Raw genomic sequence first — 13,611 nt, 5'->3', positions numbered from 1 at the left:
GCTTGCTTTAAAATAATTGCAATTGTGCATTATGCAATCCCTTGTACTTACTATGCCCGCCATTAAGGATAAGTGATTTTATTTCGTGGGCTTGCAGCTGACGCAGGCTTGTGTAAGAATCGGCGCAGTAAATAAAGTATTGAGCCCGGTTATAGGCAATACCTATTTTTTGAAGCTGATGCACATGCAGCTTACCAAACTTACGGGCGCTTATAATATGTCTCGCACTCTGTCTTCCAATACCGGGAACTCTGACAATGAGGCGATAATCAGCTGTATTAATATCAACAGGAAAAAGATGCAAATTACGCAATGCCCAACTTAACTTAGGGTCGATATCCGTTTCTAAGTTGGGATGCGCTACATTTAATAGTTCCCGCACTTCAAATCCGTAAAAACGCATTAACCAATCTGTTTGATACAAACGGTTTTCACGCAGCAGCGGCGGTGGCGTTCCTATTTGTGGCAAGAGAGCCGCTGTATTGGGAATTGGGATAAAGCCACTATAGTAAACCCTTTTGAGCGAAAAATTTTTATAATAATCGTCGGCTGTCTGCATGATCTGCATATCAGATTCAGCTGTAGCGCCTACCACCATCTGTGTACTTTGACCTGCTGGTACAAATTGAGGCACTCTTTTGATCAGTTTTTTATCATCCCTGAATTGAGCTATCTGGTTCTGTACAAAATTTAAGGGCTTCTGAACATCCTGGTGACTTTTATCGGGTGCTACCAACTTCAAACCTTCTTCTGTAGGCATTTCCAGGTTAATGCTCATCCGGTCTACATAAAGACCTGCTTCTTTGATCAACTCTTCACTTGCCTTAGGAATAGTCTTCAAATGAATATACCCATTATATTTTTCTTCTACTCGAAGTTTTTTACAATGCGCAAAAGGCGCTCCATGGTATAATCTGCATTCTTAAAAATACCTGAGCTCAGGAACAATCCTTCTATATAATTACGCCGGTAAAAATTCATGGTTAGCTGCACTACTTCATCTACCGTAAAAGCAGCCCTTTTCACATCGTTGCTTTTCCTCGACACACAAAAAGCACAGTCATAAATACAGTGATTGGTTAGCAGAATCTTTAATAATGACACGCAACGCCCATCTTCTGTATAAGTATGACAAATGCCATTAGATGCATTGCCGATATCGCCATCATTTTTACGCTTGCTACCACTGCTGCTGCAACTTACATCATACTTTGCTGCATCGGCTAATATGCTTAACTTCTCCCGTATTCTATCGTTCATAATTATTCCTCCAATTAAAGCGTGAAGTAATTCATGAACGATAGTCCGGAACAACTATACGTTCAATTTACCTTCTACGCCATCGCTGTTATCCGTTGTTTTTCCTGTTACCGCAGCCCAGGCAAAACTGGCTAAGGTTACCAGCTTACCGGCTTTTGTATCCCAGTAATAAGTGTCCCCCGGTGCTACCCTTATAATAGTTACATTTGGATCATCTTTCCTTCTTCAAACCAGGCTTTTGCCAGAGGCGACCATTTTTCTTCTATTGTTTCCCTGTCTGTGTAAATAAAGGCTTCACCAAAAATGGACAGGTATTCGTGATCGCTATTATTCATGAAGAATAGCTGAACACTTTTATCATCTCCTATTTCAAAATTTTTATTACTATCGGCACTGCTTATAAACCAAAGATTCCCTTCTTCATCACACTCCTGCAATGTCATAGGACGTGCGGCTAAAGGCAGTTCATCTAACTGCGTACAAAACATACAAATACGTGCTTTTTCAGAGAGTTCTTTGAGCTTTTGGGCGGCTTCCTGCTGTGTTAGATTTTCAGTAGACATAAAGTTTAGAAGTTTAATTGCCTATCCTATACAGAAAGCGCGCCAAATCAGTTTCTTCGGCTCTATTTCTCTAATCACAATATAAAAATACAAACTAAAACTAAATTATTTAGTAAAATACCTGCTATTATTTTTAGTTTTTATTATTTTTCAACTTCCCGTATCTTTAAACAACCAATTCTGCACTATGCCCTATCCAGATATTAACGCCGTAATTACTGATCTTCAGTATATAGTAGATCACTGTAAAAAAAACAACCTCCGGGCAGGATATTTTGCCGCACTTTATTTACGAATGACACAAGCTGTAAAAGAAGGCATTACAAAAGGAATTTTTGAGGATGCTAAACGGATGGAACAACTGGATATTCATTTTGCTGCGAGATATACGGATGCCTGGAAATGCTTCGTGGCACAAAAACCCTGTACACAATCCTGGCAATATACTTTTAACAGCAGCACCAACCCTAACAATATTGTACTGCAACATTTACTTTTAGGGATCAATACACATATTAACCTGGACCTGGCTATTGCTGCTGCTGCTATTGCTCCCGGCGATACAATTTATGCACTTGAAAAAGATTTTAATACCATTAATAATATTATTGCCACCCTTATAGATGATGTGCAGGAATGCCTGTCGCAGGTATGGGCGCGCCTATGCGTTTTATCGCCCGCATTATAAATGGAAGACATGAAGCCGTTTTAAATTTTAGTATTGACAAAGCAAGGGCCACATCGTGGAGCAACGCCCAGCTACTGGCTAATATGACACCCATTCAGCAGGAACAGCATATTGCCGCAATGGACAACCTGGTATTGAAATTGGGAAAGAAAATTGAGCAGCCAGGCCCCTGGGCCATTTATCTTTTAAAACTGATCAGGAAAACAGAATTTGATGTACCGGCAAGAACCATAGGGTTGATTGAGTCTGTTGTAATGTAAAAGGTAAAATTGGAGTTTTGAGTTCACCACAGCCAGGGTATTCACCGCGAAGAACCAGAGAAACCGAAACAACACAAAGTAAATCACCGAATCTGTTTTTAACCGATAACGCACCTCAGCACACACTCCGCGCACTTATTTCTCTGCGATTACATGTATTTGCCCTGTTAATTATTTCAATCATCTTTAAGAAAAATTAACCCAATGATGCTATTAAATGTTCATGCAGGCGGACACTCGAACTATCTTGAAATGCTAAAAACAAAGCTGGAAAAGCTTTTTGATAAAATAAACCGGAATCCCGATCTTTCTCCATCCGAAAAATTTGAAGCAAGGCAGGAAGCGCTCAATTCTATAAAAAAGGATAAAAAGAAAGCCTTAAAAACTGTTATTAATTCTGGTTTTTCGCCTAAAAGAATTTGCCTGAAAGTTTCGGCTTAAATATTGTAATACACAGCATTATTAATTGATAGTGTATGAAAAAGCAATATTTATGGATTGGGGCCGGATACTGGTTGTTGCCGGAGCGGCGGCATACCTTGCAGGATGCAGAACTATTCCCCGAGGGATTAAAGCCATTACCAATTTTCAAAAAGAACGCTATTTGGGCAAATGGTATGAAATAGCCCGGTTTGATTTTCGATTTGAGAAAAATATGAGCCGGGTAACAGCAGAATACAGTACGAATAATGATGGCACCATACGGGTAAAAAATTCGGGATATGATACCCAAAAGTATAAGCAAAAACAATCCATCGGTAAAGCAAAATTTGTAACAGACGAGGATATTGCTATGTTGAAAGTTTCCTTTTTCGGCCCTTTTTATGCGGGTTACAATGTTATCGCCATTGATGACAACTATCAATATGCTTTGGTTTGCGGAAAGAACAGGGACTACCTATGGTTATTATCAAGAGATAAAACGATGCCCGACAGCATCAAAAACAAATACCTGGCCATTGCCCGGAATGCAGGTTTTGATGTTTCCAATCTTTTATGGACACAGCAGCAGTAATGAAAAATTATGGATTCCATTAATCCGGATCAGTATGATCAATTAACACCATCGCAGGCCATAGCGCTCCAAAAGCAACTAAGGGCGCAAATTAATATTACTGCGCTTGATGCTCCGATTCATTTCATAGGCGGGGCAGATATTTCTTTTAACAAATTTGAAGAAACCATTTATGCGGGCATCATTGTATTGAAATATCCCGAGATGATACCAGTAGATAGTGTTTCGATAGTGGCCACTACACGGTTCCCGTATATATCAGGATTATTAGCATTCAGAGAAATTCCTGCACTTTTAAAAGCATGGAATACGCTGGCCCGAAAGCCGGATGTAATGGTGCTTGACGGACAAGGTATCGCACATGAAAGGCGGCTTGGCATTGCCACCCATTTTGGATTGCTCACCGATACTCCTTCCATCGGATGTGCGAAAACCCGTCTAACGGGCACTTATACAGAACCAGCAGATCTGCCTTTCGCTGAAAGTGCCTTATATCATAAGGATGAACGTATCGGGACCGTACTTCGCACTAAATTAAAATGTAAACCTGTATTTGTTTCTCCAGGCCATAAAATCAGTATTGCTCAAAGCGTTACCATTATTAAGCACTGCACCCGCAAACACCGGATTCCCGAGCCTACCCGGCTGGCACACTTACTGGTTAACGAAAAAGAATACTGCATAAGGAAAACCATATTCCACCACTCTTTTAAAAAAAATCTGGTACGCTCAATGCTATTTAAGGGTTGTTGCACCAGGTAATCACTGATGTAAAACTACTTATCTAAAAAAAGCAGGCACTGAACTCATAAAACAGCTCATTCATCGAAAACCAATTTAATAATCAATAGCAGCACACTATTTTTACATTGGTTTAGAGGGCTAGAGTGGGCTACGGTGCTTTTCCAGGCAGGACGTTTGCCCCTCTTTTTTTATATCGCTGCCATATACTCCGTTGTTTTACTAAAACAGATCCTTTAATATAGTTTGGGCTGCATGATAACCACACATGCCATGAACCCCTCCTCCGGGTGGTGTTGATGATGAGCAGATATATATTTGCTTATCGGATGTACGGTAAGGCGTAAGGCTTAAAGTAGGACGTGTATATAACTGCCGAAGATCAATAATACCACCGTTAATATCCCCTCCTATATAATTAGGATTATAGGTCTCCATTTGTTGAGCGCTCATAGTATGCCGGCCTAGGATCAGTTTCTTAAATCCCGGCGCAAAACGTTCTACCTGCGATTCTATGATATCAGTCATATCCGCCACCGAACCATTCGGAACATGGCAATATCCCCAGGCGGTATGTTGCCCGTCAGGAGCTCTGGAAACATCAAATAAGCTTTGCTGGGCCAAAAGCACAAATGGCTTATCTATACTTTTTCCAGAGGAAGCGCTGCTTTCTGAAAAAGCAATTTCTTCAAATGTTCCGCCTAAATGAACAGTTGCTGCTTGTCTACATTGTTCAGATGTGAAAGGTATGGGGCCCCTCAATGCCCAATCTACCTTAAACACGCCCATACCATAGCGGTACCGCTGTAGCTGCGACTTATAAAAGGATCCAAATCGATATCCTGCTATTTGTAATAACTGTACTGGTGTTACATCTAATACGATAGCGCGCGCTTCCGGCAATTCGTCCACCGACCGTACCCACTGACCTGTTTGAACAGTTCCTCCCAGGTGTTTAAAATAGCCACCCATTGCGTTAGCCACAGACTGCGAACCACCTTTAGCCATCGGCCAGCCTTTGATATGCGCGGCAGCTGAAAGTACCAAACCTATTGCCGCAGTACTGGCATTAGTAAGTGGCTGAATGGAGTGAGCTGCCATACCTGCCCATAATCCCTTTCCTTCTTTAGTTGAAAACTTTTCGGCTATAGCGGAGGCAGATTGCAAGGCTTTCAATCCAAACTTAGCCAGTTTGAATGGATGGCGGGGAAAACGTAAAGGAGCGAGTATATTATCTATGATAAAAGGCCAGTCTTCTACCACCGGCCCAATCAGGTCGAGATACACTTGCCCATCCCTGCCCAAAGCCCTGGCCGTGTCCCCAATTGAATTAGTAACAAAGGCAGCATCTCCTCCATCAAAAGGATGTGCTGCTGCAATAGCAGGATGAATATATTCTAATCCGAAATCTGCTAAAGGAAGTGATGAAAGAAATGGTGAATGAATGGCCATGGGATGAATTGCCGAACATATATCATGATGAAACCCGGGCAAAGTCAACTCACCGGTGCGTAAACCGCCGCCCAGTTGTTCTTTTCCTTCGATCAACAACACTGAATGCCCCTGCTGCTGCAGCACAATTGCAGCCGCCAGTCCATTGGGACCAGAACCTACTACTATAGCATCGTATTTAACTGGCATGAATTAACCTGATTCAGATAACTAAACATCTCGTCAGTAAAAATAACCTGTAAGATATTTTAGTTTTGTTTTTTAATACGGGTCACTTCTTCTCCTAAATCCAGTATAGATAGCTGAGGATATTGCTTCCTTAAAATACTGGTTGCAATGGAAGACCGATAACCCGAAGCACAATGCACTACAATAGGCTTATCTTTCGGGATATCAGAAAATCTCTTGCTTAATTCTGGCAACGGAATATTGACAGAAGATGCTATGATCGGATCCTCATCATACTCTTTTTTGTTACGCACATCAATAATGGTATACTGATCCTGATCATTTAATGAAAAAGGCTTGCTATTTAAAAATACCGGGTATTGATTTTTCACTGTATAAACAAAGCCACCATTAATATTGGTTTCATAGCCAATTTTCGCAAGCTTTTTAATAGCAGTGCTCAATGCCTCCTGGTCTTGCCCCACCAGGTAAAACTGGTCCCCCGGAGCAATAACGGTGCCTAACCATGTTTCAAACTTTGCACCCTCCGGCACATAGATCGCGCGAGGATAATAAGACTCCTGTAAATAAGTTTTAGGCCTGATATCCACTACTAATGCCTGGGAATCGGGTTGATAATTTTCCTCCAGGAGCTTTACTTTTTAATACCCGGTTGTATATCTGCAGCCCCCTCCCTATTCAATTCTACATCGTAGGGAAAGTATTTGGGTATAAAAGGCAGATCCTTTAAGATTGCTGCAACAAAACCCGCTTCGTCAGCGTGGTGAAACGCATGATTGTTTTTCTTCTCGTATCCTATTGTGCTCGACTTAACATTACGGGTAGCATTGCCGCAAAGAGAACCAGCGCCATGCGCCGGATATACGGCCACCGAATCAGCAAGCGGTGTATACTTATTTTTTATAGTAGCATACATGGCTTTTGCCAAGCTTGCCCTCTGCTCATTTTCGTTCGAACCATATTCCCTTAAATCGGGTCTGCCCACATCACCAAACAGCAAGGCATCACCCGTAAACACCGCTTTATCTATATTATTTTCCTGTAATACAATAGAAATGCTATCCGGAGAGTGGCCCGGGGTATCTAATATTTTTAACAGGAGATAATTATTCAATGTGATTACATCTCCATCCTTTACCGGATAATGCGGATATTTCGCATGCAACTTATCACTCGTATAGATGCGCGTCTTTAGCTTTCGATATATCTCGGCATGACTGCTTACAAAATCTGCATGCGGGTGTGTTTCTATAATGGCTATAATACTGGCATTATTTCGATCTGCATAATCATAAAAAGGCTGAGGGTCGCGTGAGGGATCAACCAATACGATCTTCTGATCGAACAGGATCGCATAAGTAAACTGCGACAAACCTTCATCGGTAAATTGCTCTATATGATACATACCTGCTGTTTTATCTACCATTAGACGAGGTGCCAGAATCCCGATACCAGCTATTGATGCGCCATTCTTTAAAAATCTCCGTCTGTTCATGAACTATTATTGAACCGTGAAATTAATTCGATCTACCCCTGCGTTATAGCCTTTTCCCTGGAAAGCATGTACAGTTAATTCATAACTACCTTTTTCCAGCGCAGGAATTTTCCCCTCATATATATTAACGACATCAATCTTATTTAGTTCATAATCGCCAACCCGTTTCCCGTCTTTTTTAAGTATGCTTTTACTTCAAAATCATTCGCATCCCATACGCCATCCTTAGCAATAGGACAACCGCAAAGCATTACCAAATTTACCCTGAAAACAAATCCGCCTTTACTAAAACTTTCTTTGGTTAAAGATTGATGGGTGTACGGGCTTAAAATATCAAGAATCAAACCAGGTAATTCAATGATAATGCCATCGCCCAAAATATCCTTACCTGGTATTATCAATAACTGAGTAGAACCTTTAATAGACGCTCCCCTCCGGCTTAAAGGGGCCTGCACCTCGATATCTACCAGTGTAGGCTCATCGATGTCGACGGTCGCTATATATTTTGCTGTAGCGCTGTCCGTTTGAGGCTGATATCTCACCACGGGTGTTTGCATGAGTCTTTTGGTATCTCCTGAACCGCCTGATGTAACGCCACGGGACAAAACCAATCCCGACAGGTTATCTCTAACTATTACAGCAGCGCCGCCAATACCTGTGCCGATAAATTTGGCATCCTTTGCTTTTACTCTTATAACAATTTTTGTTGGAGTAGCATGTATTGCTCCATAAAAAAGCATGAAAATCAAGAAGAAGATGGAATAAGCTATTCGCATTTGTATTCTATTTATAATTTAATAATGATATTTTTTATTTTCCGTGTACCAGTATTTACCTGGTGCATGTAGCTGTGGGATACGTGTTAACTCTACATGAATAGTATCCTTATATTGATCAATGCCAGACAACTGGATCGTTTCATTGTCTGTTTGTACATAATGCCATCTCAAAATCCCCAATGTATCCCTGGCATCTGTTTTATACAAGTCCTTTAACCCCAGGAAATCTTTGTCGGCATATTTTTTTAGTGTTTGTTTACTGAATTTTTGATTCTTATCTACCAGGTAAAGGTTGCGCTCTACAGAATCGATCTCATAATACAGGTAAACACGCCCACCGGCTCTTCCCGTCAGCTCATACTCCTTAAACAGGTCAGTTCCGTCCGGAACACCATTACCGGTTCGGATATCAAATGGTTTAAACACTTTATAAGACAATGTAGAATAACGCTCAAACGCTGCACTATGCCATCTAACAGAATCTGTAGGTGAATAATGCAGGCTATCCCCATTTAAAACAAAACTCTTTATATTATAAAACCCTTCTGAGTTCTTTAGTCCCGGTAAAATAGGTTCTTTCAAACGCCCCTTATTATAATGCATATCGTACCGGTAATAACTGTATACAAAAAGGAAAAGAAAAATAAAAATGGCTTTGGCTGTTATATAGAACGTCTTACCGCGGGTTGTTTTGTACCGGGGTATATAATGCTGTGGCACTACGGTCTCTCCTTTTATAAACAACTTCCAGATACCTGGAATATATTGAACCAACAGAAACAATGAAAGCAATACAAAATAAGAGCTGTATACATGCACACCTCCATCATAACCCAGATTTGCATGTGCTATATTGTACAACACGCCGGCAGTAAGGATGGCTCCAATTGCAGTGGTGGCTCTGAAAAAAGCAACGTTCCTATTGCTATCTCCAGTATCCCTAAAAGATCTGGTATTCTAAAGACAGTCCAACAGATTGCCAGTATAGTTTAAAGGGTGCATAATCGCCAAACTCAGTATGCAGGTTACTTACCGAGGGATAAGGCATTTGCATGGGGTAGAATTTTATCAATCCAAAAGCAATTAACCCTATGGCGATACGGTAACGAACCAATACGCGTAACCAATAATATAGTTTGTTATAATCCGCGACGGTACGCTTGCGAACGAAAAATGTCCATAAGACGCCGCCAATTATCGATGCCAGCAATAGAATGCCCCAGGTGGTATAGGAGGCAATTCCCCACCGGCCGCTCTCAGATTTTATTTCTATCAGTCCGGGCCTGGAACCGGCAAGCGAACCTAGCAATTTATAGAAAGAAAAATCTGAAAACAATTTAGTGTACCATTCGGGTTCTAAAGGAACAATGAGTAAGATGAAGAAGATAAACGCTATCCTGAAAGTAAATTTTTCAGAGCGGCTCCATAGTTGATCAACTGCTGAATGAGACAATGTTTGTGTAGCTGTGCTCATAATATTTTATTTAATAAATCCTGATAGGTTTTCGTCGTCCTGCGTCTAAAAGATAGGTCTTTGAATACCGCGCCAGGGCTATATGTAAAGAATCACCTTTATTATCTGCGCCGCGTGCATAAATAACACTATCAGCTATCCGGATATCCAGGTCGTACTTTTTAGTGTTCGTACTTTTTCAAATAGCTGTAAATGGTATCGGTTATTGCCGCCTGGCGAATAGGTATACCTGTAAAAATGCCGGCCGGCATTACCTATCTTGTCAAAATTCTTTAAAGAATCAGGGTGCCAAAGCAGTCGTGGTCTTGTACTGTCTATTATAACCGGCTCATTATTTTTAATGCTGATCGTATTCCAGGACTCAAATACTACATTTTGCCAGCGAACCGGATCTACCAGGGAATAAGGCAGCGTGTCTTTATTATAAACAAAAGATGACACGTTGTAATAACCCCTGGTGCCTTTTATACCGGCTTGGGGAGAATAAGGCAACTGCGAACTGGAGTAGGAACGATAAGCCCCTATGCCAAAAAAACAAATACCACTACAAAAGCAGCTCTCAACGCTTTCTTAGCCGTTGCACGTACAGCGGAGCTATTAGCCCAATATGGATCAGGTGTTGTTTTAACTCTTAAAAACAAGAGCGAATAAAACCTGGGGAAATCGTAGGAGAAAATAAAAACAGCCAGCAAGAGCAACAAAGAGCTATACACTTGTTCGCCGATATCAAATACAAAATTTGAGATCACGACATTAGACAGTACAGCGATCAATAAGCCTGAACCTATAGCAGCCGTTTTCCTGAACAGCAAAAGAATACCGCCCAGCAACTCCAGCAGCCCTATAGCTGGTACGTATCCTGCAAACGTAATAGACGTACTGAGATAATAGATTTTCCAGCTAAGAAAATCACCGTATTCCGTATGATAGTCACTTAAAGAAGGCCGCGGCAATTGCAGCGGCAACAACTTAATGATCCCGGTGGTAATAACCGCCAGCGCCAATCTCACCCTAACAAAAACTCTCAGGAAATAATAAAGGCGGTTATACTCCATAGTCTTCTTGTCCGCTATACTCCAAACTATGGTGCCCGCAACAGCAATAATCAGTGCGATCAACCAATTCCAGTATCCGTCGAAAGGATGATTGACACTCTGGCTTTCGGCAACAAAAGACGTGTTGTAAGTAAACAGTTGAAAAGCAGTTTCAAAACTAAAAGGTGCATTTTTAACGGACTCAAATAAAAGCCGGTCAAAGGGTATTGACAAAACAAGCAGGAAAATAAAAACCAGCCTGAAAGCAACTAGCGCTCCTTTTGTCCAGGGCTTATTAAATATGGGTTGAGACATAAGACAGATTATTGATCAGGTAATAAAAATCATTGCTGCTATTAGTTTCCATATCCCGGGTTCTGGGTTAAACTGCCATCTACCAATATTTGGGAATAAGGAATAGGAAGCAACAATTTGGTTGCATCGGTAATACCTAAAACAGCCTGTGCCCTTCCTGTTCTCACCAGGTCGTACCAACGATGATTTTCAAATGCAAACTCATAGCGGTTTTCATTTTCTATAGCGGTTAATAATTCGGGCGCAGTATTCAACGACAGTGAACCCAGGTTAGCCCTGTTCCTGATCTTATTGAGATCTTCCCTGGATCCCGTTATATCCGGAGTGGGCAAACTAGCCCTTGCCTCAGCCCTGATCAGGTATAATTCTGCCAGGCGAATAATATAAGCAGGGTCGGTCCCGTTGGTTCTGTAATACAGATTTCCATACCAGGTAGCAATGCCATTTGCCGGAACGTTGATCAGCAATTGCGTTCTGTCGCCCACTGTAGCCGCATTACTCAGTACAGTTGCAAATGCATCCGAAGGTCGTACCCAACCAATACCACCTCTTGATGAAGGCTGCCAGTTGTAAGCTTGGGTATTGGTAACAGTGGTATTATAATAAAGCTCAAAAATAGACTCGCGGGTATTAGATGCGTTGTTGGCAAAGAAAGTGCTGTAAGGCGTCAACAGACCATAGTTTTCTGTATCACCAATCAACCTGCCCGCATAATCGATAGCGGCAGCCCATTCCTTCAGGTATAAATGATAGCGGGCTCTTAAGGCCCATACTGTTTTTTTAGTAGCCCGTATGCGGTTAGTAGTTCCTGGCAACAGGGTCTCAGCTGCCTCCAGGTCTTTTAATATCTGGGCGTAGCTATCCTGAGCTGAGCTCCTGGCTACATTGGTAATACTACCGGCTGCTTGTGTAGGTTTAAGAATCAGCTGCACACCACCCCAGGTTCTTACCAGGTCAAAATAAGCCAACGCACGGAGAAAATAAGCTTCACCCGTAAGCTGGTTTCTCACCGCTTCTGTGAACGTAGTAGTGGTGTTTAAAGAAGGTACTTTGTCGATTACATTATTGGCCCTGTTAATAGTGTTGTAAATACTCGTCCAAACACTAGCCAGTGGACCTAAATCTGCTCTCACCGTATGTGTAGTTAATGTTTTATTTACGGCCTGGCTCCCGGTATACTGCACGTTATCACCAGACAGGTTTCCTAACAAAGGGAAATTATATCCATAATAATCGTTTGACTCTAATTGATTATAAATACCTCTCACCGCAGTTCTGGCAGAAGCTTCGTCTACAATGGTAACCTGGTCTGAGGTAGCGGTCTTGGGCTCAACATCCAGGAACTTTTTGCAGGAAGCGAGGAAACCAGAAACAATACTGAGCAGGAGGAAAGAATAGAGCGAATATTTTTTATGTTGCATATCAATAAACTGTTTTGTAATAAGAAAAAGCTAGAAGGTTACGTTGATGCCAAACTGGAAACTGCGGGGCTGCGGAGGCGTACCAAAGCCGCCAAGACCCTGTGCGTTAGGATTAGAGGTAACACTCGTTTCAGGATCACCGGTATATTTAGTCAGGATAAATAAATTAGATGCTACAACATATAAACGGACATTATTGAGCCTTATCCTGTCAACAAGAGATTCAGGCAGGCTATATCCAAGCGACAATTGCCTTAGTCTTAGGAACGAAGCATCTTCCAGGTAACGGCTATTCTGATCCAAAGTATAATTGTATCCGGCAGATGTCAATCTGGGCACGTCTGTTAAATCACCGGGTTTCTGCCATCTTTTCAACAATGTTGCATTGGCACCGGTGCCGGGGTTACGCTCCAGGAAAAAACGTTGCAGGTTGAGTGCGTAGCTTCCATACTGAAACGAAAAGAGCGCTCCCAGATCAAACTGCTTAAATCGTACCGTATTGGTTAAACCGCCATAGAACTTAGGATAGAAATTATGTAGTATTTTTCTGTCTTCAGCGGTAACCACACCATTTTCATCCTGACCATTAAATACAGGATTACCGGTTGCCGGATCCACATACAATTGCTCATATAACCAGAAAGAATTTAGAGAGTAACCTTCTTTTAATATCACCCAATCCCTGGTGTACTGCGTGATCTGGGTAGGTAATTTCTCAATCCTGTTCCGGTTACCCGAAATATTAAAGCTGGTTGTCCAGTTAAAATTTTGGTTCCTGATATTAGTTGAATTGATCGTTAGCTCATAACCCTTGTTGCTCACTTCTCCTACGTTAGCCCAGTAAACTGAAAATCCTGAGGAAGCGGGAACGGGTCTTTGCAACAGCAGGTCTGAAGTGTATTTATTATACACATCAAAAGTAATA

General features: G+C 41.5%; 17 protein-coding genes and 1 pseudogene. 5 read left to right on the top strand and 13 right to left on the bottom strand.

The features are described from left to right. Positions 1–7 precede the first annotated feature (7 nt). The 3 genes and pseudogenes from MKP07_RS19925 to MKP07_RS19915 form a co-directional block, all read right to left on the bottom strand. Positions 8–841, bottom strand: a complete 834-nt coding sequence (locus MKP07_RS19925; protein ID WP_240848742.1) for a putative DNA modification/repair radical SAM protein — start codon at positions 839–841, stop codon at positions 8–10. 26 nt (positions 842–867) lie between these two features. Then, positions 868–1,260, bottom strand: a complete 393-nt coding sequence (locus tag MKP07_RS19920; RefSeq protein WP_240848741.1) for a hypothetical protein — start codon at positions 1,258–1,260, stop codon at positions 868–870. Between the two features lie 54 nt (positions 1,261–1,314). Further along, a pseudogene (locus MKP07_RS19915) lies at positions 1,315–1,823 on the bottom strand (pyridoxamine 5'-phosphate oxidase family protein). A gap of 187 nt (positions 1,824–2,010) precedes the next feature. Between MKP07_RS19915 and MKP07_RS19910 the strand changes: the two are divergent. The 5 genes from MKP07_RS19910 to nfi all read left to right on the top strand — a co-directional run bounded on the left by MKP07_RS19910 (position 2,011) and on the right by nfi (position 4,548). Continuing rightward, positions 2,011–2,511 carry a DUF5995 family protein gene (locus tag MKP07_RS19910; RefSeq protein ID WP_240848739.1) on the top strand — a complete coding sequence of 167 codons (501 nt, stop codon included), beginning with the start codon at positions 2,011–2,013 and terminating at the stop codon, positions 2,509–2,511. Beyond that, positions 2,475–2,771 (top strand): DUF5995 family protein, encoded by a 297-nt coding sequence (locus MKP07_RS19905; RefSeq protein WP_240848738.1) that lies wholly within the window; start codon positions 2,475–2,477, stop codon positions 2,769–2,771. Before MKP07_RS19910 ends, MKP07_RS19905 begins: the two co-directional genes overlap by 37 nt. 204 nt (positions 2,772–2,975) lie before the next feature. Then, a complete protein-coding gene (locus tag MKP07_RS19900) occupies positions 2,976–3,212 on the top strand; it encodes a hypothetical protein (protein WP_240848737.1) in 237 nt (78 codons plus the stop codon). 52 nt (positions 3,213–3,264) lie between these two features. Next, positions 3,265–3,786 carry a lipocalin family protein gene (locus MKP07_RS19895; protein ID WP_240848736.1) on the top strand — a complete coding sequence of 174 codons (522 nt, stop codon included), beginning with the start codon at positions 3,265–3,267 and terminating at the stop codon, positions 3,784–3,786. Between the two features lie 9 nt (positions 3,787–3,795). Beyond that, a complete protein-coding gene (gene nfi / locus MKP07_RS19890) occupies positions 3,796–4,548 on the top strand; it encodes a deoxyribonuclease V (RefSeq protein ID WP_240848735.1) in 753 nt (250 codons plus the stop codon). A gap of 201 nt (positions 4,549–4,749) precedes the next feature. On the opposite strand, the gene MKP07_RS19885 is transcribed toward nfi, so the two are convergent. From MKP07_RS19885 to MKP07_RS19840, 10 genes are all read right to left on the bottom strand, one after another. Continuing rightward, positions 4,750–6,168 carry a phytoene desaturase family protein gene (locus tag MKP07_RS19885; RefSeq protein WP_240848734.1) on the bottom strand — a complete coding sequence of 473 codons (1,419 nt, stop codon included), beginning with the start codon at positions 6,166–6,168 and terminating at the stop codon, positions 4,750–4,752. Between the two features lie 59 nt (positions 6,169–6,227). Next, positions 6,228–6,758 carry a rhodanese-like domain-containing protein gene (locus MKP07_RS19880; RefSeq protein WP_240848733.1) on the bottom strand — a complete coding sequence of 177 codons (531 nt, stop codon included), beginning with the start codon at positions 6,756–6,758 and terminating at the stop codon, positions 6,228–6,230. A 44-nt stretch (positions 6,759–6,802) separates the two neighbouring features. Further along, positions 6,803–7,663, bottom strand: a complete 861-nt coding sequence (locus tag MKP07_RS19875) for an MBL fold metallo-hydrolase (protein ID WP_240848732.1) — start codon at positions 7,661–7,663, stop codon at positions 6,803–6,805. Positions 7,664–7,806: 143 nt separating this feature from the next. Beyond that, a complete protein-coding gene (locus tag MKP07_RS19870; RefSeq protein ID WP_240848731.1) occupies positions 7,807–8,439 on the bottom strand; it encodes a hypothetical protein in 633 nt (210 codons plus the stop codon). An 18-nt stretch (positions 8,440–8,457) separates the two neighbouring features. Beyond that, positions 8,458–9,303: a hypothetical protein gene (locus tag MKP07_RS19865; protein ID WP_240848730.1), complete on the bottom strand. Its 846-nt coding sequence runs from the start codon at positions 9,301–9,303 to the stop codon at positions 8,458–8,460. Between the two features lie 79 nt (positions 9,304–9,382). Beyond that, positions 9,383–9,916 (bottom strand): hypothetical protein, encoded by a 534-nt coding sequence (locus tag MKP07_RS19860; RefSeq protein WP_240848729.1) that lies wholly within the window; start codon positions 9,914–9,916, stop codon positions 9,383–9,385. Between the two features lie 135 nt (positions 9,917–10,051). After that, positions 10,052–10,408 (bottom strand): hypothetical protein, encoded by a 357-nt coding sequence (locus MKP07_RS19855; RefSeq protein WP_240848728.1) that lies wholly within the window; start codon positions 10,406–10,408, stop codon positions 10,052–10,054. A gap of 29 nt (positions 10,409–10,437) precedes the next feature. Next, positions 10,438–11,265 (bottom strand): hypothetical protein, encoded by an 828-nt coding sequence (locus tag MKP07_RS19850; protein WP_240848727.1) that lies wholly within the window; start codon positions 11,263–11,265, stop codon positions 10,438–10,440. Between the two features lie 41 nt (positions 11,266–11,306). Next, complete coding sequence (locus tag MKP07_RS19845) at positions 11,307–12,686, bottom strand: RagB/SusD family nutrient uptake outer membrane protein (RefSeq protein ID WP_240848726.1); 1,380 nt, start codon at positions 12,684–12,686, stop codon at positions 11,307–11,309. A gap of 30 nt (positions 12,687–12,716) precedes the next feature. After that, complete coding sequence (locus MKP07_RS19840; protein ID WP_240848725.1) at positions 12,717–13,598, bottom strand: SusC/RagA family TonB-linked outer membrane protein; 882 nt, start codon at positions 13,596–13,598, stop codon at positions 12,717–12,719. Positions 13,599–13,611: the final 13 nt, after the last annotated feature.

Source organism: Paraniabella hibiscisoli, assembly GCF_022512515.1.
Lineage (GTDB): Bacteria > Bacteroidota > Bacteroidia > Chitinophagales > Chitinophagaceae > Niabella > Niabella hibiscisoli.
The sequence above is the reverse complement of the archived record's forward strand: the minus strand, read 5'-3'. Positions and strand labels throughout refer to the sequence as shown.